General features: G+C 67.3%; 14 protein-coding genes. 9 read left to right on the top strand and 5 right to left on the bottom strand.

Annotated elements, in window-relative coordinates; all coding sequences use genetic code 11:
- Positions 1-85 precede the first annotated feature (85 nt).
- Complete coding sequence (locus QZ814_RS06435; protein ID WP_294330307.1) at positions 86-823, top strand: hypothetical protein; 738 nt, start codon at positions 86-88, stop codon at positions 821-823.
- A gap of 59 nt (positions 824-882) precedes the next feature.
- On the opposite strand, the gene QZ814_RS06440 is transcribed toward QZ814_RS06435, so the two are convergent.
- A complete protein-coding gene (locus QZ814_RS06440; RefSeq protein WP_294330309.1) occupies positions 883-3,315 on the bottom strand; it encodes a TonB-dependent receptor in 2,433 nt (810 codons plus the stop codon).
- Positions 3,316-3,702: 387 nt separating this feature from the next.
- On the opposite strand from QZ814_RS06440, the gene QZ814_RS06445 reads away from it, so the two are divergent.
- From QZ814_RS06445 to QZ814_RS06475, 7 genes are all read left to right on the top strand, one after another.
- Entirely contained in the window at positions 3,703-4,950 is a 1,248-nt protein-coding gene (locus QZ814_RS06445; protein WP_294330311.1) for an NF038122 family metalloprotease, read from the top strand.
- A 129-nt stretch (positions 4,951-5,079) separates the two neighbouring features.
- Positions 5,080-7,596 (top strand): DegT/DnrJ/EryC1/StrS family aminotransferase, encoded by a 2,517-nt coding sequence (locus QZ814_RS06450; protein ID WP_365898229.1) that lies wholly within the window; start codon positions 5,080-5,082, stop codon positions 7,594-7,596.
- Positions 7,593-8,672, top strand: coding sequence for a glycosyltransferase (locus tag QZ814_RS06455; protein WP_294330313.1), 1,080 nt, complete (start codon positions 7,593-7,595; stop codon positions 8,670-8,672). Before QZ814_RS06450 ends, QZ814_RS06455 begins: the two co-directional genes overlap by 4 nt.
- 354 nt (positions 8,673-9,026) lie before the next feature.
- Positions 9,027-9,743: a molybdate ABC transporter substrate-binding protein gene (gene modA, locus QZ814_RS06460; RefSeq protein WP_294330495.1), complete on the top strand. Its 717-nt coding sequence runs from the start codon at positions 9,027-9,029 to the stop codon at positions 9,741-9,743.
- Between the two features lie 24 nt (positions 9,744-9,767).
- Positions 9,768-10,457, top strand: a complete 690-nt coding sequence (modB, locus tag QZ814_RS06465; protein ID WP_294330314.1) for a molybdate ABC transporter permease subunit — start codon at positions 9,768-9,770, stop codon at positions 10,455-10,457.
- Positions 10,447-11,058: an ATP-binding cassette domain-containing protein gene (locus QZ814_RS06470; protein WP_294330315.1), complete on the top strand. Its 612-nt coding sequence runs from the start codon at positions 10,447-10,449 to the stop codon at positions 11,056-11,058. Before modB ends, QZ814_RS06470 begins: the two co-directional genes overlap by 11 nt.
- A gap of 10 nt (positions 11,059-11,068) precedes the next feature.
- Positions 11,069-12,088 carry a nucleoside hydrolase gene (locus QZ814_RS06475; RefSeq protein ID WP_294330317.1) on the top strand — a complete coding sequence of 340 codons (1,020 nt, stop codon included), beginning with the start codon at positions 11,069-11,071 and terminating at the stop codon, positions 12,086-12,088.
- On the opposite strand, the gene QZ814_RS06480 is transcribed toward QZ814_RS06475, so the two are convergent.
- The gene (locus tag QZ814_RS06480) at positions 12,085-13,848 is read right to left on the bottom strand and encodes a methyl-accepting chemotaxis protein (protein ID WP_294330319.1); all 1,764 of its coding nucleotides are present in this window, start codon (positions 13,846-13,848) and stop codon (positions 12,085-12,087) included. The two genes, QZ814_RS06475 and QZ814_RS06480, sit on opposite strands and share 4 nt — an antisense overlap.
- Before the next feature lie 251 nt (positions 13,849-14,099).
- Between QZ814_RS06480 and QZ814_RS06485 the strand changes: the two genes are divergently transcribed.
- Complete coding sequence (locus QZ814_RS06485; RefSeq protein WP_294330320.1) at positions 14,100-15,167, top strand: carbohydrate porin; 1,068 nt, start codon at positions 14,100-14,102, stop codon at positions 15,165-15,167.
- A gap of 39 nt (positions 15,168-15,206) precedes the next feature.
- Here the strand turns inward: QZ814_RS06485 and QZ814_RS06490 are convergent, their stop codons facing one another.
- From QZ814_RS06490 to rpoB, 3 genes are all read right to left on the bottom strand, one after another.
- Positions 15,207-15,968: a GGDEF domain-containing protein gene (locus QZ814_RS06490; RefSeq protein WP_294330322.1), complete on the bottom strand. Its 762-nt coding sequence runs from the start codon at positions 15,966-15,968 to the stop codon at positions 15,207-15,209.
- A gap of 141 nt (positions 15,969-16,109) precedes the next feature.
- The gene (gene rpoC / locus QZ814_RS06495) at positions 16,110-20,393 is read right to left on the bottom strand and encodes a DNA-directed RNA polymerase subunit beta' (protein WP_294330324.1); all 4,284 of its coding nucleotides are present in this window, start codon (positions 20,391-20,393) and stop codon (positions 16,110-16,112) included.
- Positions 20,394-20,524: 131 nt separating this feature from the next.
- Positions 20,525-24,670 carry a DNA-directed RNA polymerase subunit beta gene (gene rpoB / locus QZ814_RS06500; RefSeq protein WP_294330325.1) on the bottom strand — a complete coding sequence of 1,382 codons (4,146 nt, stop codon included), beginning with the start codon at positions 24,668-24,670 and terminating at the stop codon, positions 20,525-20,527.
- Positions 24,671-24,851 lie beyond the last annotated feature (181 nt).

Raw genomic sequence — 24,851 nt, forward strand, 5'->3', positions numbered from 1 at the left:
CCCTCACGCCGGCCGGTTCCGGCCGGATCTATCGGGTGGTCGCGCAGTCGCGCGGCCACCCACTTTCCCATGAGCAACGGAATCGATGATCCAGGGCTTTCTCGCGCTTGCCGCACTGGCGCTGCTCGCGCCGCCGACCGCCGCCGCCGCGCAGGACGCCAGGCCGGCCGCGGCCAAATCCAAGCCGAAGGGCGCCAAGGCCAAGCCCCGAAAGGCGAAGCCCGCGGCCGTGAAGGCGCCGGCGCCGGAACTGGCCCCCTCCGCCGATACGCTGCGGGTGCATGACTGGGTGTCCGAGGCGGGCGACAATAACGGGCTGCCCTATCTCATTGTCGACAAGCCGCACGCGGCGCTGTTCCTGTACGACGCGGCGGGCAAGCAGCTGGCCGCGGTGCCGGTGCTGATCGGCATCACCGCCGGGGACGATGCGAGCCCCGGCGTCGGCGCCAAGCAGCTCTCCGAGATCGGCCCCGCCGAGAAGACCACGCCCGCCGGACGCTTCCTCGCCAAGTTCGGCCTCGCGGTCGGCAAGGAGCGGGTGCTGTGGGTGGATTACTACACCTCGGTCGCGCTGCATCCGGTGCCGACCGGGGCTGCGGCGCGGAAGGAGAAGCGGCGCGAGCGGCTCGCCTCGCCGACGCCCGACGACAACCGCATTACCTTCGGCTGCATCAACGTGCCGACCGCCTTCTACACCAGGCTGCTGAGCCCGATGTACGCGAAGAAGGGCGGCTATGTGTATGTGCTGCCGGACAGCAAGCCGATCGAGGACGTGTTTCCGGCGCTCCATGTGAAGATCGCAGCGGTACCCGCCGCGCGCTGACCACAAAAAATGCCCGGCCGCTATGGGGCGACCGGGCAGGTGCTCTCCGGAACGAAACGTCAGAAGCTGAAGCGGACCGCGGCGGCGAGGGTGCGGCCCTGCACCGATCGTGCCCAGCCGATGCCGGTGGTGGGCATGGTGCTCTGGCTGATGTCGAGGAAGCCCTTGGCGTTGAACAGGTTTGCGCCGGTGACCGAGACGTCGATCGCCTTGGTCGGGTGCAGGATCACGAAGCCGCCGACGGTGGTGAAGCCGGGCATCTTCAGCTGGTTCACGTCCTGCGAATAGCTGCTGGTGATCGTCACCACGCTGGCACCGACCGTGGCGTAGCGCGTCTCGACCTGCGGGGTCGCCTGCAGCGTCCAGGCCGGCTGGTGGCGGGGCTGCTTGCCGGTCTGGGTGGCGTCGAAAAAGTCCTTGGTGATCTTCGCCTTGGTGTAGGTGGCGCCCGCCGCCAGGCTGAACGGGCCGCGCTTGATTCCGCCCTCCATCTCCAGGCCATAAGTGCGGTATTTGCGGTTGGTCCAGGTGACCGAGCCGTTGAGCAGATTGTGGTCGTCGGCATAGGCCAGGAAGGCGGTGGCGTTGAAGGTGATGCCGTTCCGGCGGAACTTCAGCCCGCCTTCGAGCTGCTTCACCGCGTCATAGGCCTGGCGATCCTCGATGATGCTGCCATCGGCGTTGATCGCGTTGGTGAACAGGATCTTGTCCGCATTCACACGCCCACCGCGGCTGTAGCGAGCGAACAGCGCCAGCGGCTCGGCGACGCGGTAGTTGATGCCGGCCGAATAGCTGAGATATTTGAAGTCGAAGTTCACCGGCGCCGGCTGGCCGAGCGGCAGGATCGACACGCGCGTTTCCGGCGCGCTGATCTTGCCGTCGCCGTTCATGTCGATCGTGCCGGTGCCGACGCGGCCGCCGCCCAGGTCCGAACCGATCATCGTGCCGCGGGCATGGCCGGTATCGTAGCGCAGGCTGCCGCCGATCGCGATCTTGCCGAAATGATAGTTCACCGAGGCATAGGGCGCGAAGAAGCTGTAATCGACGTCGAACGAGCGGCGCAGGCGCGGGCCGTTGCGGCCATAGGCATAGACGCCGTCCTGCGTCTGCGCGACTCCCGCCGCGGACGTGAGGTTGACCAGCGCCGCCTTGCCGCCGCCGACCACGTCGGTGACCATCGAGACCTGCATCGCGTCCGCCGCGACGGTCTGGCTGGCGATGTAGAGGCCGCCGGTGACGGTCAGGTCGCCCTGGCCGATCTTCCACACGCGCGTGGCGCGGAAGTCGTTGGCGAAATGGTCGCCGTTCCGCAGATTGTAGCTGTTGACGTAGAAGTTGGAGAGCAGACCGTTGCCGTTCGCATTGGTCGGCACCGCCTTGCCGGCATTGGGGCCGTTGGCATAGGTGGCGGTGGCGCCGGCACCCGCCAGCGAGGCGGCGACGGTGGCGATCGGCGCGATCGTGCTCGGGAAGCCGCGGAGGAACTGGCCCGAGGCGGTCGAGTAGCGGATGCGATCGGTGAGCGTCCAGCCGCCCAGATCGAACTGCGCCTCCAGCCCCAGCGACTTGGCCTCGGCATGCTGGCCGTCCTTCACCGAATAGGCGGTGACGCGGTTGGTGCTGTCCAGCCCCAGCATCGTGCTGATGTTGGGGGAGAGCATCGTATCCTTGAGGATGTCGAAGCCGGGGATGTTGCCCAGCACCGGGGCGTCGTTGGTGCCGGTGAGCGTCACCGGATAGGTGGCATAGCTCGGCGCGCGGTCGTCGAGCAGCTTGGCATAGGCGCGAATATAGCCGTTCGAGAAGGTCTTAGTGACGTTGAGCTTCACCTGGCCGCCGCGGAACGAGGTCATGCCGGTCGTGCGCGGCCCCTCGCCGGCGCGGTAGAAGCCGCCGACATGGAAGCGCAGGCTGTCGCTGAGCTTCGCGCCATAGTCGAAGTCGGCGCGCTTCAGGTCGTAATCGAGCCCGGTGGTCAGCTGGATCGAGCCGCCTTCCACATCGCCCGTCTTGGAAATGAGGTTGATCAGGCCGCCCGGCGAACCCGAGGCGAAGGTGGAGGCCGATCCGCCGCGGATCGTCTCGATCTGCGCGAGCGTCGAATCGGCGCGGAAGAAGCTGTCGCCGGCGATGTTGAAGATGTCGTTGAACTCGAGCGCGGGCAGGCCGTCTTCCTCGATCTGGACATATTTGGAGCCGCCGGAGCCGATCGGCAGGCCGCGCACCGTGTAGTTGTTGTTGCCTTCGCTGATTCCGTTTTCGACGCGAATGCCGGCCATGGTGCGCAGGATGTCGGCAAGGCCCACCGGTCCCAGCTTCTGCGCCTCGCTGCCCTTCAGCGAACTGGTGGAGGTGGCGCTATCCAGTCGATCGCGGCCCTTCGCCACGCCGGTAGAGAAAACCTCTTTCTCGGCCGACGGTTGCGCGTCTTCTTTCTTGCTATTGCCGGCAGACGTCTGAGCAATCGCCGGAATAGTGAACGCGCTGGTCATGATGAGCGGGAGTATCAATCCACGAATCTTCACGGATCCATCCTGTCTGTTGGAGAAACGGTTGAAGTCCGCATTGCTGATAGTCGGAATGGATTGACGGATTGCGTAGAAGTGAAGGCGATCACCTACGGTTTTCTACGTTACGCGGCAGGCCATAGGATAAGCGGGCAATTATTTCGGCCGGAGCTATTGGTCGGGGGGCGCCAGCATGCCCCGTCCTGCGCCAAGGTTACGGCCAAAAGCATGCATGATCTTGCAAGTGTGACATTTTCCGCACGCTTGGCCGTCATTTTGAGGCCATTCTCGCGCTCTCTTGACGCTGTTCGGCAATAAATTGTTAACTATCGAAATGACGCGCGGGAACGCGTCGAACCATGGGGGAAATCAATGTTGATCCGGAAGAACATGAAGACGATGGTCGCCTGCGGAGCTGCCGTGCTTGGCTTGGTCGCAGCCGCTGCACCGGCGCAGGCGCAGCTCAAGATCAACCTGATCGACAATGGCGGCGTGGCGGGGAGCCCCGCCGAGATGGGCTTCAAGATCGCTGCCGGCTATTGGGAGAGCGTGATCTCCAGCAACGTCACGATCAACCTCGGCATCGGCTACAGCGCGCTGGATGCCGGCGTGATCGGATCGACGCAGAGTTCGCGGTACAGCGTGCCGGTGCTTGGGGCGCTGCAGCAGCTCGTAGCCACCGGCAATTCGGCGCTGGACAGCGCGGTGGTCCTGCCGCAGCTCTATCAGTCGGGTGCCAATGTCGGCGTCCAGATGATCCGCAACGCGCCCACCACGGGCACGCGCGGGATCGATCCGACCAAGGTCGTCTACGATACCTCGCTGACCACCAACAACACGCGCGTCGTCTCGACCGAAGCGAACCTCAAGGCGCTCGGCTATACCGGCTTCTCGGCCGGCAATGACGCCAACATCACGTTCAGCTCTGCCTTCAGCTTCGATTTCAATCCGCTGAACGGCATCAGCAACAATCAGATGGATTTCATCGGCGTGGCGATCCACGAGATCGGCCATGCGCTGGGCTTCATCAGCGGCGTCGATACCTATGACGTCTACAGCGGCAAGGGCCCCGCGGCCGCCTCGGGCCCCAGCTATGTCTGGGACAATCAGGCCGTCGGCACCATGCTGGACCTGTTCCGCTACAGCAACGATCCGAAGAATGTCGTTGCGGGCAGCGATCCGGTGCTCGACTGGTCGGTCGGCACGGCGTCCTATTTCTCGATCGACGGCGGCAAGACGCAGTTCAACGGCCGTTCGCAGTTCTCGACCGGCGCGTATAACGGCGATGGCCGCCAGGCATCGCACTTCAAGGATACGGCCAGCGCCGCCGGCGGCTGCAACGGCTATAACCAGATCGGCGTGATGGACCCGACCTTCTGCTACGGCGAGATGGGTGTGATCAGCGCGACCGACCTGGCCGCGTTCGACACGATCGGCTGGAACCTCAACCTCGATGTGCTCGCCAACAAGGGCTACACGATCAACACGGCGGACGTCTATCGTGCGGCAACGGCGGTGCCGGAGCCGCTGAGCTGGGCGACCATGCTGTTCGGCTTTGCCATCGCCGGCGGCGCGATCCGTCGCCGTCGCCAGCTGGCCGGGCTTGCCATCGCCGCCTGATTTCTACGGATCGACTGGAAGGGCCGGACCGGGAGACCGGGCCGGCCCTTCTGGCATTTTACGTTTTTCTAAGCCGTGTCTGCCATGGTCCCACCGCGTCCGCCTTTCCTGGTGGAAAGGCATTGGGAGATGAGCATGCAGCGGCTGCCGCTGATCGCACCGCAGCCATCGCGGCTGAGCACGATGATCGAGGGCCTGCGCGGCATCGAGGCACGCGGGGTCTATTCGAATGGCGGCCCGGTGGTGCGCGGTTTCGAAGCGGCGATGACCACGCGAGTGTTCGGCGGCCAAGGGGACTGCCTCGCGGTCAACAATGCGACGAGCGGACTGATGCTGGCGATCCGCCACGCCGCCGGTCCGCGCGCGGGCTCGGGCGCCCTGGCGCTGGTGCCGGCCTTCACCTTCGCCGCCACGGCCCAGGCGGTGCAATGGGCCGGCCTCACGCCCGTGCTGTGCGACATCGATCCCGAGGACTGGACGATCGCCCGGGCAGCCGAAGCTGCGGCGTTCGATCGCTACGGGGATCGCATCGCGGTGGTGGTGCCCTACGCCACCTTCGGCGCCGGAATCGATCTGGCGCGCTACCATGACTATCATGCGCGCGGCATCGGGGTGGTGGTGGATGCCGCCGCCTCGCTCGGCGCGCGCGATGCCGACGGGCGTGCCTTTGGCGCGGGGCTGCCGTTCCCGGTCGTCTATTCGATGCACGCCACCAAGGTGTTCGCCACGGCCGAGGGCGGGCTGATCCATAGCGGCGACGTCGCCCTGATCGAGACGCTGCGCAGCCTCGCCAATTTCGGCTTTGTCGAGGGGCGATCGGCCGAGGGGCCGGGCCTCAACGCCAAGCTGCCCGAAGTGCTGGGCATGCTCGCCATGGCCAAGCTGGAGGAACTGGAGGGCCTCGCCGCGCACCGCGCCGGCCTCGACCAGGCCTATCGGACGCGCCTCGGCGGGTTTGCGCGCGATCACGGGTTCGAATTCCAGGCGCTCCGCGGGGCGCGGCCGGCGCTGCAGTTCCAGTCGATGCTGTTGCCGCGGCCCTTTGCCGGCCACCGGGCCGCGATCATCGCGCGGCTGGCCGAGCAGGGGATCGGCGCGGGCCATTATTTCAGCCCGCATCTGGGCGAACAGCCCTGGTTCCGGGCAAGCTGCGTGATCGACGGCCCGTTGCCGGTCGCCGACGAGATTGCGGGGCGCATCCTGTCGCTGCCCGTGACCGACGGAATGACCCTCGCCGATGTCGATACCGTGTGCGATGCACTGATCGAGGCTTGCCGCTTCGTCGGGCTGGACGGTCTCCGCGTGGAGCGGCGCGGGCGAACGGTGCATTCGGCGCTGGTCGTCGGCGGCGGCCCGGCCGGCACCGCGCTGCTGACCGCGGCGACCAAGGCGAACCAGCTCGTCGGGCTCGCCCGGAGCGGCCTCGCCATCGTCGAGCGCGATGCCGTGCTGGGGCGTGGCGAGATCGGCAGCTACGCGATTACCTCCGACAGCACGGCCGAGACCTTCCTCACCGCGGTGAAGGACAATGTGCACGGCGACATCGCCGCGCTGACCGATCATCCGGCGGGCCGCGAGGTCGCGCTGCATGCCGGCCGGCTGGGCGTGCCGCTGGCGCGCACCACGCCCTTCCTGGAGGCGACCGGCGCGCGGCTCGGCGCGATCGTGGCCGGGCAGGGGGGCGTCGTCGCCACCCGCTCCGAAGTGCTGGAGGCGCATCGCACGCCGCAGGGGGACTGGGCGGCCAAGGTCCGCAACCTGCTGACCGGCGAGGATCGGGTGATGCGCGCGGCCAATCTGGTGATCGCGACCGGCGGGCATCAGGATCCCGCGCACGTCGCCGCCGAGCAGGTCGCCGGCGTGCCGCTGGGGGAACTGGCGGGCGATCGGCTGGTGCTGGGCGACGCGTTCCTCCGCCTCGGCGGGCTCGATCGGCTCCGCGCCCGGCTCGCCGATATCCGCGCGCCGCGCATCGCCGTCGTCGGCGGTTCGACCAGCGCGATGGCGGCTGCCGTGCTGCTCCTCAAGGCAAGCCCGGCATTGCCGCTGGGGGCAGGGGCGCTGCGGCTCTACCATCGCCGGCCGCTGCGGCCCTTTTATCGCTCGGCCGAGGAGGCGTGGGCCGATGGCTTCACCGATTTCGGGCCGGACGATATCTGCCCGCTGAGCGGCTTCGTCTATCGCCTGGCAGGCTTCCGGCTGGAAGCGCGCGAGCTGGTGCTACGGATGCTCGGCGTCGGCGGTCGCGCGCCCGATCCGCGCATGGTGCTGTGCCGCCTGACCGGCGACAACGACGCCGCAATGCAGGCGGAATTGCGGGACGCGGACGTGGTGATCGGCGCGCTTGGCTATCGCCCGCGGGCGCTGCCGCTCTACGACGTGGAGGGGCAGCGGATCGCGCTGATGGCGGATCGCCCCGGCCGGCCGCGGCTCGTCGACCAGCAGTGCCGCGTCCTCGATGCCGAGGGCCGGCCGCTGCCCGGCGTCTATGGTCTCGGGCTGGCCTCGGGCCATGTGCCCGACGGCCCGCTGGGCGGCGAGGCGAGCTTCAGCGGCAAGGCCAACGGGCTGTGGCTGTGGCAGAACGATATCGGCCGGATGGTGATCGACCAGATCCTCGCCGAGCAGGCACGCGCCGCCGCATGAGCGTGGCGCCCGCCATTTCGATCGTGATGGCGACCTACAACGGCGCCGTGCTGCTCCCCGAGACGCTGGCGAGCCTGCAGGCACAGACCTGTCCCGACTGGGAGCTGGTCGCGGTCGACGACGGCTCGCAAGACGACACCGTGGCGGTGCTGCGGGGCGTGCGCGATCCCCGTATCCGGGTGATCGAAAGCGCCGTGAACGGCGGCCCGGTGGTGGCGCGCAACCGAGCCTTCGCCGAGGCGCGGGGCCGCTATATCGCCGGGCTCGATCAGGACGACCTCACCCTGCCCGATCGCTTCGCCCGGCAGCTGGCTTGGCTGGAGGCGAACCCCGGCACGGTGCTGGTAAGCACCGCGACCGACTGTCTGACCGACGGCAAGCTGCGTCCCGGCCAATGGCCGCGGCCGCTCACCGCAGGGCTGATCGACTGGCTGATGCTGGTGCAGAATCCGCTGGTCTGGTCCTCGGTGCTGTTCCGCGCCGATGCCGCCCGGAAGCTGGAGCCGTTCGAGCGGCCCGAATGCCGCTATGTCGAGGATTTCGATCTCTACCACCGCCTTCGCGCCTTCGGCCGGATCGAACAGATCGACACGGTGCTGACCCAGTATCGCATCCATGCCGGCGGCGCCTCGCAGCGGTTCAACGGCACGATGACCGCCCATGCCGAAGCGCTGCTCCGCGAACGCCATGCCGCGCTGCTGGGAGCGCATGCGCCGGACATCGCACCGCTGCTGGTCCGCTACGTGATGGCCAAGGCGCCGATCGGCGACCGGGCGGAGCTACGCCGCCTGTTCGAGGGAATCGCGGTCCTGCGCGCCCATTTCGCGGCACAGGGGCGCGATGCGGAGACGCTGGCGCTGGTCGATCGCGAGATCTCGCGGCTGTGGTGGCGGCTGTGCCGGGCAGGGGTGCGCTCGGGGCGGTTGCCGCTGCGCCACGCGGTAGGCGTGCGACCGGCCGAAGCCGCGCTGACCCACGCGCCCGCCGCCGATCTGGTGGCGAGCAGCGTGATCGGCGCGGTGCGGGCCTTGCGGCGGGGCCCCCAGCGGGCGTCCGCCGGACTTCGCGAGGCCTAGCGCGGCTTCGCCACCGCCACCGCCTCCGCCGCTGCAGGCCGAGATCAGAATGCATAGGGCGCAAGCCATGCTCGGCTTCGGATTGTGCAAGGACCTGCCCGCAGTCTTGATCCTGCGGCGCTTCCAGCCACGGCGCGTTCACGATGCAGGGGACTGGTTGCCTCGTCAACTTGCGCCCGTTTTCCTGCGGTTGCGGCGCTTTCCGCATAGAGGCTCGGGGCGGGGCAGCCCGCCAGCTTGACAGGGCCCGATCGTCCCGCGACGGTACCCCCTCCGCCCAACGGATGCAGTCTCATGGTTTTCAACACTTCCTGCGCGCGCCGGCCGCTGCTTCTGGCGATAGCGCTCAGCTTCATGCCGGCCGCCCATGCCGCGCCCCGGCCGCCGCTGGTGTTGGCGGCCGCCAGCCTGCAGGAATCGATGAACGCCGCTGCCGACGCCTGGGGGCGGCTGGGCCATCCGCGCCCGGTGCTGTCGTTCGCCGCTTCCTCGGCGCTGGCCCGGCAGATCCAGTCGGGAGCGCCCGCGGACCTGTTCGTCTCTGCCGACGAACCATGGATGGACGCCGTGGAAAGGGCCGGCAAGCTCGCCCCCGGCACCTGCATCGCCTTCCTCGGCAACCGGCTGGTGCTGGCTGGCGCCGCCGCCGACCGCCGTACGATCGCGCTTGATCGCGCCGGGCCGCTGCTCGCGGCAATCGGCCAGGCGCGCCTTGCCATGGCCGATCCCGATGCGGTGCCCGCCGGCCTTTACGGCAAGGCGGCGCTCCAGAAGATCGGCGCGTGGGACCGGCTCGCGCCCCAGATCGTGCGTGCCGAGAATGTGCGCGCGGCGCTGGCGCTGGTCGAACGCGGCGCGACGCCGTTCGGGATCGTCTATGCCACCGACGCGCGCGCCTCCGCCAAGGTACGCATAGCGGGCACCTTTCCTGCCGCCAGCCACCCGCCGATCCGCTATCCGGTGGCCCGGCTGAAGACCGCCGCCAGCCCCGATGCCGAGCCGTTCCGCCGCTTCCTGATCAGCGCGCGCGGCAAGGCGATCTTCGCGCGCTACGGCTTCACACCCCTGTGACACGGCGCCGGTGACGCTGCGCCCATGCTGAGCGCCGAGGAATGGGGCATCGTGCTCCTGTCGCTGAAGGTCGGCGGGGTCGCGGTGCTGGCGGTGCTGCCGCTTGCCTTCGGCCTTGCCTGGCTGCTCGCTCGCGTGCGCTTTCGCGGCAAGCTGTTGCTCGATGCGCTGGTCCACCTGCCGCTCGTCGTCCCGCCGGTGGTGACCGGCTGGATGCTGTTGCTCGCCTTCGCCCCCGCCGGGCCGCTGGGTGGCCTGATCGAGCGCGGGCTCGGCACCACGGTACTCTTTCGCTGGAGCGGTGCGGCGATCGCCTCGGCGGTGATGGCGCTGCCGCTGATGGTCCGCGCGATCCGGCTGTCGCTGGAAACGGTGGACCGGCGGTTGGAACAGGCCGCGCGCAGCCTGGGGGCGGGGCCCTGGCGAACCTTCGCCACCGTCACCCTGCCGCTCGCCCTGCCGGGGGTGCTGGCCGGGCTGGTGCTCGGCTTTGCCCGCGCACTCGGCGAATTCGGCGCGACGATCACCTTCGTCTCCAACGTGCCGGGCGAAACCCAGACGCTGCCGCTCGCCATCTATTCGGCGTTGCAGGTGCCGGGCGGGGGGGGGCAGGTGCTGCGCCTTTCCGCGCTGTCGATCGCGATCGCCTTCATCGCGCTGCTGGGATCGGAACTGGTCGCGCGGCGCACCGGACGGGGCACCCATGTCCTTTGACATCGACGTGGCCTGCACGCTGGGCGAGACCGCAATCGCCTGCCGGATCGAGCCCGGCGCGGGCGTGACGGTGCTGTTCGGCCCCTCGGGCGCGGGCAAGACCAGCATGCTCAACATGGTGGCCGGGCTGTTGCGGCCGGACCGCGGCCATATCCGAGTGGGCGAGCGCACGCTGTTCGACGCTGCCCTGGCGCTGGATCTTGCGCCCGAGGCGCGGCGCGCGGGCTATGTGTTCCAGGAGCCGCGGCTGTTTCCGCACCTGCGGGTGCGCGCCAACCTGCTCTATGGCCGGCGCAAGGGCGGCGCGACGGATGTCGATGGCGTGATCGGCCTGCTCGGCATCGCGCATCTGCTCGATCGCTGGCCGCGCACGCTCTCGGGCGGGGAAGCCAAGCGCGTGGCGATCGGCCGCGCACTGCTGGCCGACCCCGCCTTCCTGCTGCTCGACGAGCCGCTGGCCTCGCTCGATCGTGCGCGGCGCGAGGAGATACTGGGCTTGCTCGAACGCTTGCGTGACGAGCTGCGATTGCCGATCCTGCTCGTCACCCATGATCGCGAGGAGGCGGAGCGGCTGGGGGATCGCATCGTCGCCTTTGGATGAGGAAGTCGTGATGTCGGGAAGGCGGAGCCGCCGTGCGATCCTCAGCGGTGCTGCCGGCCTGGCCGCCGCCGCCCTCCTGCCCCAGGCGCGGGGCGCGCCGGCGGCGCGGTCGCGGGTGATCCTGGACAATGACTATTCGGGGGACCCGGACGGCCTGTTCCAGCTCGCGCACCATCTGCTCTCGCCCTCGGTCACGATCCCGCTGATCGTCGGATCGCATATCCACCCGAACGACTTCATGGATCGCTCGACGGTGCAGGCCGAACACGCCGCGACGGTTGCGGGCACACTGGCGGGCCTGCTGGGCGTGACGCCGCCGCCGATCCTTGCGGGCCGCAATACAGCGCCGGCCCCGGGCGCACCGCCCCAGGCAACCCCGGCGGTGACTCGGATCATCGCGGAAGCGCGGCGTACCGATACCAGGCCGCTCTATTACTGCGCCGGGGCCGGGCTGACCGACCTTGCCGAAGCGCTGCGCATCGCGCCGGAGATCGGACGGCGGATCACGCTCGTCTGGATCGGCGGGATGGAGTGGGGGGATCTGCTGCCCGGCGTGCCGCCGCGCACCGACCCCGAATATAATCTCACCATCGACAGCGCCGCGGTGGAGACGGTGTTCAACGCGAGCGACGTCACGATCTGGCAGGTGCCGCGCAACGTCTATCGGCAGCTGACCATCGGCATGGCGGAACTGGAGGCCGCGCTGGCCGGGGCAGGGCGCGCGGGCGCCTTCCTGCTCGATGCGCTGCAGGCGGTGCGGGGGCGCTTCCCGGACGGGCTCGGCGAGACCTATATCCTGGGGGACAGCCCGCTGGTGACGCTCACCGCGCTGCAGACGCCCTACGAACCGGACAGCGCCTCGAGCGACTATGTGGTGCGGCCGACGCCGAAGCTCGGGCCGGATGGCCGCTACCTCGCCGATCCCCGGGGCCGGCCGATGCGGGTCTACCGCGCGATCGACACGCGGCTGACCTTCACCGACCTGTTCGCCAAGCTGCGCGCGGCGGCGCGCCAGGGCGCTGCCGCCTAGACCCAGGCCCCTTCTTCCTCGACGTCCACGACTGGCGCGGGTGCCGGCGCGCGCCCAGCCGCCCGGCGCTGCGCGGTCGGTGCGGCCGGGCGGGGATCGCCCGGCTGAGTGCGGAAACGGCCTGCGCGTTCGGCGAGGTCGGCGACTTCTCCCATCAGGTTGCGCGCGGCTGCGGAAGTTTCCTCCACCATCGCCGCATTCTGCTGGGTCGACTGGTCCATCGTCCGGATCGTTTCGTTGAGGCGCGAGATCGCCGCCGACTGGACGCGGTTGTCCTCCGCCACCTGCGCGAGCAACTGGTGGACCGACTGGGCATTTTCGGAGATGGAGTCGAAGGCGCCGTCGACATCCTCGACCGCGGAGACCGCGGCGCCGATCTCCACCTGGGTGACGGTCAGCTGGTCGCGGGCGCGGCCCGCTTCCTCCTCCGCCCGCATCGCCAGTGCCGAGACGAGGTCGGCGACGACCGCGAAGCCGCGTCCCGCTTCGCCGGCGCGGCCGGCCTCCACCGCGGCGTTCATCGCCAGCACGCGGGTCTGGAAGGCAATCTTGTCGAGGCCCTCGATCACCGTGTCGATGCCCTTGGCGCTTTCGGACACCCGGCTCATCGCACCCACGGCGTTGCTCACCCGGCTGCGGCCGGCGGTCACCGCCTCCATCGTCTGGTTGGCGCGCGCAACCGTGCCGGCGGCGGCTTCGACCGAGGTCTTCAGGCGGCCGTCGATTTCACCCACCACATGCGTGGTCGTCTCCAGGCTGGCGGCATTGGCCTCGGTACGCCGCGCCAGGTCTTCGGAGGCGACGGCGATCTCGCTCGATCCCTGGCGCAGATTGGTGGCGCCGCTGTGGACCGAGCCGATCAGGCCGCGCAGGCTGTCGATCGCCGCGTTGAAGTCGCGCTTCAGCCGGTCGAACGGTCCGGTCAGCTCGGCCTCGATGGTGGTGGTGAGGTCCCCCTCGGCAAGTCGCTGCAGGCCGCTGCCGACCGTGAGAACAATCGTGTCGGTCAGCGCATTCTTCTGGGCCTCGGCAGCGGCGACATGGCCGTTGAACTTGTCGATCGCGCGGGCCAGATCGCCGAGTTCGTCGTCTCGATGGGCCTCCGGCACGGCGGCACTCGCGCCCGGTTCGAGCGCTTGCACGGCCTCGGCGAGATGGGCGAGCGGCGCCACCAACGTGTTGCGGACCTTGCGCGCGAGGAACAGCGCGCCGGCAACGGCGAGGGCGAGGGTGGCAGTGAGCAGGGCGATGGTGATGCTGCCCAGCATCGCCCCGTTGCGCGCCATCCGCTCCGAATAGCCCTCAATCGCATCCGACGCCTTGCTCATCGATTCCTCGAGCGCCGAGAATCGCGTCATGAAATCGGGCAGTTTTTGCTTGGCTTCTGCCGGGGCGGATCCCGCCAGGTCGACGATCTGGCGTGCCGCCGCAGCATAGCTGGTCATCGGGGTGGTGATCGTCGCGGTGGCAGCCTGGACGCGCGCGTCGCCGCGGAAGGCGGCATCCTCGGCGATGCTCTTGCGCAACATGTCGAGATGCTCGGTCAGATCCTTGCGCGCATCCTCCAGCTTCAGGTGCATCGAGGGGTCGGCCGAGGCCAGGGCGCCGAGCACGTCGCTGCGCACGGCATCGTGCATCATGTCGGCCTCCATGTGGTTGCGCAGCAGCGCCGCGCCCGCCGCCTGGTGCTCCAGTGCGGAGGAAAGCTGCCAGGCGGAGACGATGCCGGTTCCGCCGCAAGTGGCGAAAAGACCGATCATCACGTGCGTTAGCTTACGACTTGCAGAGGAAATTGACGACAAGCTGGCTCTCCTAGCCTTTACCGTCCCCCACACCATCAACCGATCCAAAGAAATTATAGACAAAATTCCGTTACCCGGAGTCCTTCACCTAAAAACTATCACGAGGGGTAGGAGGATGCTTTGCAATGAAGCGATTTCTACTTGCAATAACGTTTGCACTTGTGGCGTCGCGTCCTGCACTCGCGCAGCCGGCCGCGAGCGTACATCTTGTGGAAAAGATCGATGTGCTGTCCGCCATCCGGGGCAGCGAGGACCGGCGCGTGCATGTTCTCGACAACCTCGATCTGCTCGGCGATGTCGATCTGGATCGGTTGATCGGCTGGCATGGCGCGACCGCGCACGTGCACGTGATGAACAATCTCGGCACCTCGCCCAACGAGCGTATCGGCACCCTGCAGGGCATCGACAATATCGAGGTACGCAGCCACCGGCTGCACCTGTTCGAGGCCTGGGTGCAGCAACGCCTCGGCGAACATGGCAGCGTGCGCGCCGGGCTCTATGACCTCAACACCGAATTCTATGCCAACAGCGCGGCGGGGCTGTTGATCGCGCCGGCGTTCGGCGTCGGGTCCGAGCTCTCCGCCACGGGGGTGAATGGTCCCTCGATCTTCCCCTCGACGGCGGTCACCGTGCGGGTCGAGCGCCGGTTCGGCAAGAGCGGCTATGTCCGCGCAGCGCTGCTGAACGCCACTGCAGGATGCCCCGGCGAGCCGAACGGGGTCGACTTCGATTTCCGCAACGGGTTGCTGGCGATCGGCGAGATCGGCGTCGAACGTGCGGGCGCCAAGCTGGCGGTGGGCTATTGGCGCTATACCAAGGCACAGGAAGATTTCACCGAAACCGATGCCGACGGCGCGCCGCTGCGCCAGCGCGCCCATGGCGCGTATATCGTCGCCGAGTTGCGGGTGGCGGGTGCCGACGATCGCCGTGCCGTCACCCTGTTCGGCCGCGTCGGTGTGTCGGATGGCAAGACCACGCCCTATCAGGGTGGCGCGCAGGCCGGTGTTCTGGTCGAACGGGTGCTGGCCGACCGGCCGGATTCCGCGTTCTCCATCGCCGTCAATCACGGTGTGACGACCAAGGGATATCGGGCGATGCGGGCTGCGGACGGGCTGCCGGTGGCGAAGGCGGAGACCGCCCTGGAACTCGCCTATTCGGACAAGGTCGCTCCCTGGCTGACGCTCAAGCCGGACCTTCAGTTCATTTTCGATCGCGGCGGAATCGACCGATCCCCGACGGTCGTGGTCGCGGCGCTTCGCACGACCTTTTCCTTCTGAACCCCGCCGAGGAAGGGCCAGACCCTGACGCGCCGGCGGTTAGCCGGCCAGCGCTTCCTCGGGTTCGTAGAACCGCCACGTACCGGCGCCGTCTGCCTTCGCCGCGTCGAGCGCCGCTTCGGCCCGGCGGAGGAGGGTAGGGGCCGATACGCCGTCACGCTCCTGGAGCGCGAGCCCGATGCCTGCCCGCACCACGTGCCGGCCGCCCTGCGCCTCGATCGGCGCCTCGATCGCCACGCAGATCCGCCGCGCGATCGCCTCGGCCGCGATGGCCCCATCCACTTCGGGCAGCAGCACGAGGAATCGATGTCCTTCGACGCGCGCGACGAGATCGGTGACACGCACCGACGCCTCCAGCCGCCGCGCCACTACCTTGAGCAGGGCATCGGTCACCGCGCCACCGAGCCTGGAATTGATGGCGCCGAAATCATCCAGTTCGAGCATCAGCACGGCAATTTGCGTGCCCGCAGCCAAGGGTTCGGCGAGCAGCAGCGCGAGATGTTCCTCGGCCGCTCGGCGATGGCCGAGTCCGGTGAGCGGATCGTGCTGGCCCAGAAATTCGGCACGTTCCTCGGCCGCGCGCTGACGCGCACGCACATTGTATCGGTGCAGGACGGACCAGCCCGCCACCAGCGGCAGACCCGCTGCGAGGATCAGCCATTCGCCGGGCTCGATCTGCTGCGGGTGGCGCGCGGCGCCATGCACAAGATCGAGCGCGTGCGCGGCATAGAGCCCGCCGGCAGCGAGCAATGCCGGCAGCCCGAGAGCGGGCAAATCGAACCGGGGAGGCCGTAGCGTCATCCTCGTCTTATAGATCGCCCGCGTAACAATGGTCGCGCGGTGCGGCGCGGGACGCATGAAAAAAGCCGCCGCCCGGGTTCCCGGACGGCGGCTTCCTTCTTGTCACGCTCGGTCAGGCAGCGAGCCCCCGAACGGGGCGGATCACTCCGCCTCGTTCAGATACTCGCCGGCATCCGCGTCGGTGCCGTGGCCCGAGGGCGCCACCTGCGCCAGGGGATCATCCCCGGTGCCGGCCGCATCGCGCGCGCTGCGGGCCAGTTCGGCCGCATGCTCTTCCGCCGCGCTCGCCGGCGCGATGAGCGAGGCTTCCTGCATCTTGCGCTGGGCGACGCGCAGCGCCGCATCGCGCGAGGTGGCAGCGACGCGCAGGCGACCCATGCCCGCACCGGTACCGGCGGGGATCAGGCGGCCGACGATCACATTCTCCTTCAGGCCGAGCAGCGTGTCCTTCTTGCCCTGCACCGCGGCTTCGGTGAGCACGCGGGTGGTCTCCTGGAACGACGCGGCCGAGATGAAGCTGCGGGTCTGCAGCGACGCCTTGGTGATGCCGAGCAGGATCGGCTTCCCCATCGCGGGCTGCTGGCCCGGCTGGAGCTTCGCGTTGTGCTCGTCCATCTCGTCGCGATCGACCTGTTCGCCCGCCAGCAGCGTGGTGTCGCCGCCGTCGGTGATCTCGACCTTCTGCAGCATCTGGCGAACGATCACCTCGATGTGCTTGTCGTTGATCTTCACGCCCTGCAGTCGATAGACTTCCTGGATTTCGCTGACCAGATATTCGGCCAGCGGCTCGATGCCGAGCACTTCCAGAATGTCGTGCGGATCCGGCGAACCGCCGATCAGGTTGTCGCCACGCTTGACGTAGTCGCCTTCCTGAACGTCGATCACCTTCGACTTCGGGACCAGATACTCCACGACCTCGCCGCCGTCCTCGGGCTGGATGCCGATCTTGCGCTTGGCCTTGTAGTCCTTGCCGAACACCACGCGGCCCGAGACCTTCGCGATGATGGCATTTTCCTTAGGCTTGCGCGCTTCGAACAGCTCGGCGACGCGCGGCAGACCGCCGGTGATGTCGCGGGTCTTGGCGGACTCGCGCGCCACACGAGCGAGAACGTCACCGCCCTGCACCGTGGCACCGTCCTCGACCGAGATCACCGCGCCCGGCGCCAGCATGTAGCGAGCGGCTTCGGCGGCATTCTCGCCGGTGAGGGTCATGCGAGGACGCAGGTCCTCCTTCTTGCCCGCACCGCGGAATTCGGTGACGACGCGCTGGGCGATGCCCGTCGCTTCGTCGACCTGCTCCGTCATGGTCTTGCCTTCGATGATGTCCTGATACTTCACGACACCACCGGTTTCGGTGATCACCGGCATGGTGAACGGATCCCACTCGGCCATGCGATCGCCGGCGCTGACCAGATGGCCGTCGTCGAACATCACATAGGCGCCGTACGGGATCTTGTGCACGGCCAGCTCGCGGCCATCCATGTCCATGATCGCGATCTCGCCCGAGCGGCTGAGCACCACGCGACGGCCGCGCTGATCCTCGATCAGGCGCAGGTCGCGGAACTCGGCCTTGCCGTCCACAGGGGCTTCGAGGTTCGACTGCTCGTTGAGCTGCGCCGCACCGCCGATGTGGAAGGTACGCATGGTCAGCTGCGTGCCCGGCTCGCCGATCGACTGCGCCGCGATGACGCCCACCGCTTCGCCGATGTTCACCGGGGTACCGCGGGCGAGGTCACGCCCGTAGCACTTGGCGCAAACGCCGAGCTTGGCTTCGCAGACCAGCGGCGAACGGATCTTCACCGCGGGGGTGCTGAGCGCCTCGATCTGCGCGATCATCGCCTCGTCGAGCAGGGTGCCGATCGGGATGACCACCTGGTTGGTCTTCGGATCGATGATGTCCTCGGCCGTGGTGCGGCCCAGGATGCGCTCGCCGAGCGAGGCGATCACCGAACCGCCCTGCACGATCGCCTTCATCTCCAGCGCGCGCTCGGTGCCGCAATCGTCCTCGAGGACGACGCAGTCCTGGCTCACGTCGACCAGACGACGGGTGAGGTAGCCCGAGTTCGCCGTCTTCAGCGCGGTGTCCGCGAGGCCCTTACGGGCGCCGTGGGTCGAGTTGAAGTATTCAAGAACGGTCAGACCTTCCTTGAAGTTCGAGATGATCGGCGTTTCGATGATCTCGCCCGACGGCTTGGCCATCAGGCCGCGCATGCCGGCCAGCTGCTTGATCTGCGCCGCCGAACCACGGGCACCGGAGTGCGCCATGATGTAGATGGCGTTGTCGGGCATCTGGCGGCCGGTCACGGGGTCCTTCTTGACCGCCTTGATCTCGTCCATCATCGCCGCGGCCACCTGATCACCGCAACGGCTCCAGGCGTCGATCACCTTGTTGTACTTCTCCTGCTGCGTGATCAGGCCGTCCTGATACTGCTGCTCGAAGTCCTTCACCAGGGCCTTGGTCTCGTCGACCAGCGCAACCTTGGCTTCCGGGATGATCATGTCGTCCTTGCCGAACGAGATGCCTGCCTTGAACGCGTTGCGGAAGCCGAGGCTCATGATCGCGTCGGCGAACAGCACGGTCTCCTTCTGGCCGGTGTGACGATAGACCTCGTCGATCACGTCGCCCACGTCCTTCTTGGTGAGCAGGCGGTTGACAACGTCGAACGGCACCTTGTGGCTGTGCGGCAGGCACTCGCCGAGCAGCATGCGGCCAGGCGTGGTCTGGTAGCGCTTGAGGTAGGTGTTGCCGTTCTCGTCGGTCTGCGGCACGCGGCTGGTGATCTTCGAGTGCAGCGTCACCGCGCCGGCGTTGAGCGCCTGGTGGACCTCCGCCATGTCGGCGAGGATCATGCCTTCGCCCGGCTCGCCTTCCTTCTCCATGGTGATGTAGTAGAGACCCAGCACCATGTCCTGCGACGGCACGATGATCGGCTTGCCGTTTGCGGGGGACAGGATGTTGTTGGTCGACATCATCAGGACGCGCGCTTCCAGCTGCGCCTCGAGGCTCAGCGGAACGTGGACGGCCATCTGGTCACCGTCGAAGTCGGCGTTGAATGCCGAGCAGACCAGCGGGTGGAGCTGGATCGCCTTGCCTTCGATCAGCACCGGCTCGAACGCCTGGATGCCCAGACGGTGGAGCGTCGGCGCGCGGTTCAGCAGAACCGGGTGCTCGCGGATCACCTCGTCCAGGATGTCCCAGACTTCCTTGCGCTCCTTCTCGACCCACTTCTTCGCCTGCTTCAGGGTCATCGACAGACCCTTCGCATCGAGACGCGCGTAGATGAACGGCTTGAACAGCTCGAGCGCCATCTTCTTCGGCAGGCCGCACTGGTGCAGCTTGAGCTCCGGACCGGTCACGATGACCGAACGGCCCGAATAGTCGACACGCTTGCCGAGCAGGTTCTGACGGAAGCGGCCCTGCTTGCCCTTGAGCATGTCGGACAGCGACTTGAGCGGACGCTTGTTCGCACCGGTGATGGTGCGGCCGCGGCGGCCATTGTCGAACAGCGCGTCGACGGCTTCCTGCAGCATGCGCTTTTCGTTGCGGACGATGATGTCCGGCGCGCGCAGCTCCATCAGGCGCTTCAGGCGGTTGTTACGGTTGATCACGCGGCGATACAGATCGTTGAGATCCGAGGTCGCGAAGCGGCCGCCGTCCAGCGGCACCAGCGGGCGCAGTTCGGGCGGGATCACCGGCACGACGTCCAGGATCATCCATTCCGGGCGGTTGCCGGAATCGATGAAGCTCTCGACGACCTTGAGGCGCTTGATGATCTTCTTGGGCTTCAGCTCCGACTTGGTCGTCGCCAGCTCTTCCAGGAGCTCCTTGCGCTCGCCCTCGAGGTCGAGATCCATGAGCATGATCTTGACCGCTTCGGCGCCGATGCCGGCCGAGAACGCGTCCTCGCCATATTCATCCTGCGCGTCGAGCAGCTCGTCCTCGGTGAGGAGCTGGAACTTCTCGAGCGGGGTGAGGCCCGGCTCGGTGACGATGTAGCTCTCGAAGTAGAGCACGCGCTCGAGCTGCTTGAGCTGCATGTCGAGCAGCAGGCCGATGCGGCTCGGCAGCGACTTCAGGAACCAGATGTGGGCAACCGGGGCGGCCAGTTCGATATGGCCCATGCGCTCGCGGCGGACCTTCGAGACGGTCACTTCCACGCCGCACTTTTCGCAGACGATGCCCTTGTACTTCATGCGCTTGTACTTGCCGCACAGGCACTCGTAATCCTTGATCGGACCGAAGATGCGCGCGCAGAACAGGCCGTCACGCTCGGGCTTGAACGTGCGGTAGTTGATCGTCTCGGGCTTCTTGATCTCGCCGAACGACCAGCTGCGGATACGGTCCGGCGACGCGATCCCGATCTGGATCTGGTCGAAGGTTTCCGGCTTGGCGAGCGGGTTCGCGAAGTTCGTCAGTTCGTTCATTTCTTCACTCCATCGCCCTCCCGCGTACGGGAGGGGCTAGGGGAGGGGATGTCCATTCGTCGTCGGTTGCGGAGCGGGCCTTTTCAGGCCCCACCCCAACCCCTCCCCCGAGGGGGAGGGGCTAGAGCAGATTACTCCGCCGCCTCGGCCAGACCGTCGTCTTCTTCCTGGCTCTTCAGCTCGACGTTGAGGCCCAGCGAGCGCATTTCCTTGACGAGCACGTTGAAGCTCTCCGGAATGCCGGCCTCGAAGGTGTCGTCGCCCTTGACGATCGCTTCGTAGACCTTGGTGCGGCCGACCACGTCGTCCGACTTCACCGTCAGCATTTCCTGGAGCGTATACGCCGCACCATAGGCCTGGAGCGCCCACACTTCCATTTCACCGAAGCGCTGGCCGCCGAACTGCGCCTTACCGCCCAGCGGCTGCTGGGTGACGAGGCTGTACGGCCCGATCGAACGCGCGTGGATCTTGTCGTCGACCAGGTGGTGCAGCTTGAGCACATACTTGTACCCCACCGTCACCTTGCGGTCGAACGCATCACCCGTGCGCCCGTCGAACAGCGTCACCTGGCCGGATTCGTCCAGGCCCGCCATGCGCAGCATCGCCGAGACGTCGGCTTCCACGGCGCCGTCGAACACCGGGGTGGCCATCGGCACGCCCGAACGGACGTTCTGTGCCAGGTCCACCAGCTGTTCGGTCGTGCGCTCGCGCAGCTCGTCCTTGTAGTTGTCGCCATAGACGGTGCTGAGCAGCTCGCGCACCGCTTCCGGCGGCTCGCCGGCCTGCGGGTTCGGGTTGGCTGCACGCCATGCATCGAGCGCATCGCCGATCTTCCGGCCCAGGCCGCGCGCGGCCCAGCCCAGATGGGTCTCGAAGATCTGCCCGACGTTCATGCGCGACGGCACGCCCAGCGGGTTGAGCACGAAGTCGACCGGGGTACCGTCCTCGAGGAACGGCATGTCTTCCTGCGGCAGGATGCGGCTGATGATGCCCTTGTTGCCGTGGCGGCCGGCCATCTTGTCGCCCGGCTGCAGCTTGCGCTTCACCGCGACGAACACCTTGACCATCTTCAGCACGCCCGGCGGCAGCTCGTCGCCCCGCTCCAGCTTCTCGCGGCGGTCCTCGAACTTGTCCTTGATGCGCTTCACGGCCTCGTCATACTGGCCCTTCACCGCTTCCAGGTTGCCCTGCATGGTGTCGTCCTGGACGGCGAACTTCCACCACTCGTGGCGGTCGACGCTGTCGAGCAACTCCTCGTCGATCGTGACGCCCTTCTTCAGGCCCTTCGGCGCGGCGGTCGCGACCTGACCCAGCAGCATCTCGCGCAGACGCGACCAGGTCGCGCGGTTGAGGATGTTGCGTTCGTCATCGGCGTCCTTGCGCAGGCGCTCGATTTCCTCGCGCTCGATCGCCAGCGCACGCTCGTCCTTGTCGATGCCGTGACGGTTGAACACGCGGACGTCGACGATCGTGCCCGACACGCCCGGCGGCAGGCGGAGCGAGGTGTCGCGCACGTCGCTGGCCTTCTCGCCGAAGATGGCGCGGAGGAGCTTTTCTTCCGGCGTCATCGGGCTCTCGCCCTTGGGCGTGATCTTGCCGACCAGGATGTCGCCCGGCTCCACTTCGGCGCCGACATACACGATGCCCGCCTCGTCGAGGTTGCGCAGCGCTTCCTCGCCGACGTTCGGGATGTCGCGGGTGATGTCCTCCGGCCCGAGCTTGGTGTCGCGGGCCGCGACCTCGAACTCATCGATGTGGATCGACGTGAACACGTCGTCCTTCACGATGCGCTCGTTGATCAGGATCGAGTCCTCGTAGTTGTAGCCGTTCCAGGGCATGAACGCGACGAGCACGTTGCGGCCCAGCGCCAGCTCGCCGAACTCGGTCGACGGGCCGTCGGCGATCACGTCGCCGGCCTGCACGATGTCACCCACCTTCACCAGCGGACGCTGGTTGATGCAGGTCGACTGGTTCGAGCGCTGGAACTTCATCAGCGTGTAGATGTCGACGCCGCTCTCGCTGGCATCGACGTCTCCCGTTGCGCGCACCACGATGCGGGTCGCGTCGACCTGGTCGACCACGCCCGAGCGCTTGGCGGCGATCGCGGCGCCGGAATCGCGGGCCACGGTCGCTTCCATGCCGGTGCCGACGAAGGGCGCTTCCGCCTTCACCAGCGGCACGGCCTGACGCTGCATGTTCGAGCCCATCAGCGCGCGGTTCGCGTCGTCCTTCTCGAGGAAGGGGATCAGCGAGGCGGCGACCGAGACGAGCTGCTTTGGCGACACGTCCATCAGCGTCACCTGATCGCGCAGCGCCATCAGGAATTCGCCGCCCTGGCGGGCCGAGACGAGATCGTCGACGAAGCCGCCATTCTCGTCGAGCTCGGCCGATGCCTGCGCGATCGTGTGCTTCTGCTCTTCCATCGCCGACAGGTAGACGACCTCGTTGGTCACCTTGCCGTCAATGATCTTGCGGTAGGGCGTCTCGATGAAGCCATACTTGTTGACGCGGCTGAAGGTGGCCAGCGAGTTGATCAGACCGATGTTCGGGCCTTCCGGCGTTTCGATCGGGCAGATACGGCCATAGTGGGTCGGGTGAACGTCGCGGACTTCGAAGCCTGCGCGCTCACGGGTGAGACCGCCCGGCCCGAGCGCCGAGACGCGACGCTTGTGCGTCACTTCGGAGAGCGGGTTGGTCTGGTCCATGAACTGCGACAGCTGCGACGAACCGAAGAACTCGCGCACCGCGGCGACCGCGGGCTTCGCGTTGATCAGGTCGTTCGGCATCACCGTCGACACGTCGACCGACGACATGCGCTCCTTCACGGCGCGCTCCATGCGGAGCAGGCCGACGCGGTACTGGTTCTCGAGCAGCTCGCCCACCGAACGCACGCGGCGGTTGCCGAGATTGTCGATGTCGTCGACTTCGCCCTTGCCGTCCTTGAGGTTCACGAGCGTCTTGACGACCTCGAGAATGTCCTCGGTGCGCAGCGTGGTGACGGTGTCCGGGGTGTCGAGGCCCAGGCGCATGTTGAGCTTCACGCGGCCCACGGCCGAGAGGTCGTAGCGCTCCGGATCGAAGAACAGGCCGGCGAACAGCGATTCTGCCGTCTCGAGCGTCGGCGGTTCGCCGGGGCGCATGACGCGATAGATGTCGGACAGCGCCTGCTGGCGCTCTTCGGCCTTGTCGACCTTGAGCGTGTTGCGGATCCACGGACCGGTGGCGATGTGATCGATGTCGAGCAGCTCGATCCGGTCGATGCCGGCCTTGTCGAGCTTCTCGAGATTCTCGGCCGAGACCTCGTCGCCGGCTTCGATGTAGATCTCGCCGGTGGCCTCGTTGATCAGGTCATAGGCGCTGTAGCGGCCGAAGATTTCCTCGGTCGGGATCAGCAGCGTTTCGAGACCGTCCTTCGCCGCCTTGTTGGCTGCGCGCGGGCTGATCTTCTGGCCGGCCGGGAACACGACCTCGCCCGACTTGGCGTCGACGATGTCGAACATCGGCTTCGAACCGCGCCAGTTCTCCACCTGGAAGGGGATCTGCCAGCCGTTCGGACCGCGCAGGAAGGTGACGCGGTTGTAGAAATAGTTGAGGATCTCTTCCGACGTCAGCCCCAGCGCGTACAGCAGGCTGGTGACCGGCAGCTTGCGCTTGCGGTCGATGCGGACGTTGACGATGTCCTTGGCGTCGAACTCGAAGTCCAGCCACGAACCGCGATACGGGATCACGCGCGCGGCGAAGAGATACTTGCCCGACGCGTGGGTCTTGCCACGGTCATGGTCGAACAGCACGCCCGGCGACCGGTGCATCTGGCTGACGATGACGCGCTCGGTGCCGTTGATGAAGAACGTGCCGTTCTCGGTCATGAGCGGCATGTCGCCCATGTACACGTCCTGCTCCTTGATATCGAGCACCGACCGGGCTTCCGTATCGGGATCGACCTCGAACACGATGAGGCGCAGCGTCACGCGCATCGGCGCCGCATAGGTGATGCCGCGCTGGCGGCACTCGTCCACGTCGAACTTCGGATCCTCGAGCTCGTAGGTCACGAAGTCGAGCTCGGCGGTGCCGGCGAAGTCGCGGATCGGGAACACGCTGCGGAGCGTCTTCTCGAGGCCGGAGACATAGCCGATCGAGGGGTCCGACCGCAGGAACTGTTCGTAGGATTCGCGCTGAACCTCGATCAGGTTCGGCATCTGCACCACTTCGTGGATGTCGCCGAACACCTTGCGGATGCGGCGCTTCAGCGTGCCGCCCTCGATTGCCTTGGTAGCCATAGGTGTGTGTTGCCTCGTCAGCCGTAAACTCGGTGCCCCTGTCCGGGAGCCAGGACGTGCAAATCGACGCCGAAAGGCCGCGCGACCCCCGATGCTCGGGATTCGGCAGCTCTACAGGCGTCTGACAAGCCGTTCCGTTCCATTCGTACGATGCACTGCGCGACGGCGCATCATGTCCCGA

Origin of the sequence: uncultured Sphingomonas sp., assembly GCF_913777625.1 — a bacterium.
Taxonomy (GTDB): domain Bacteria; phylum Pseudomonadota; class Alphaproteobacteria; order Sphingomonadales; family Sphingomonadaceae; genus Sphingomonas.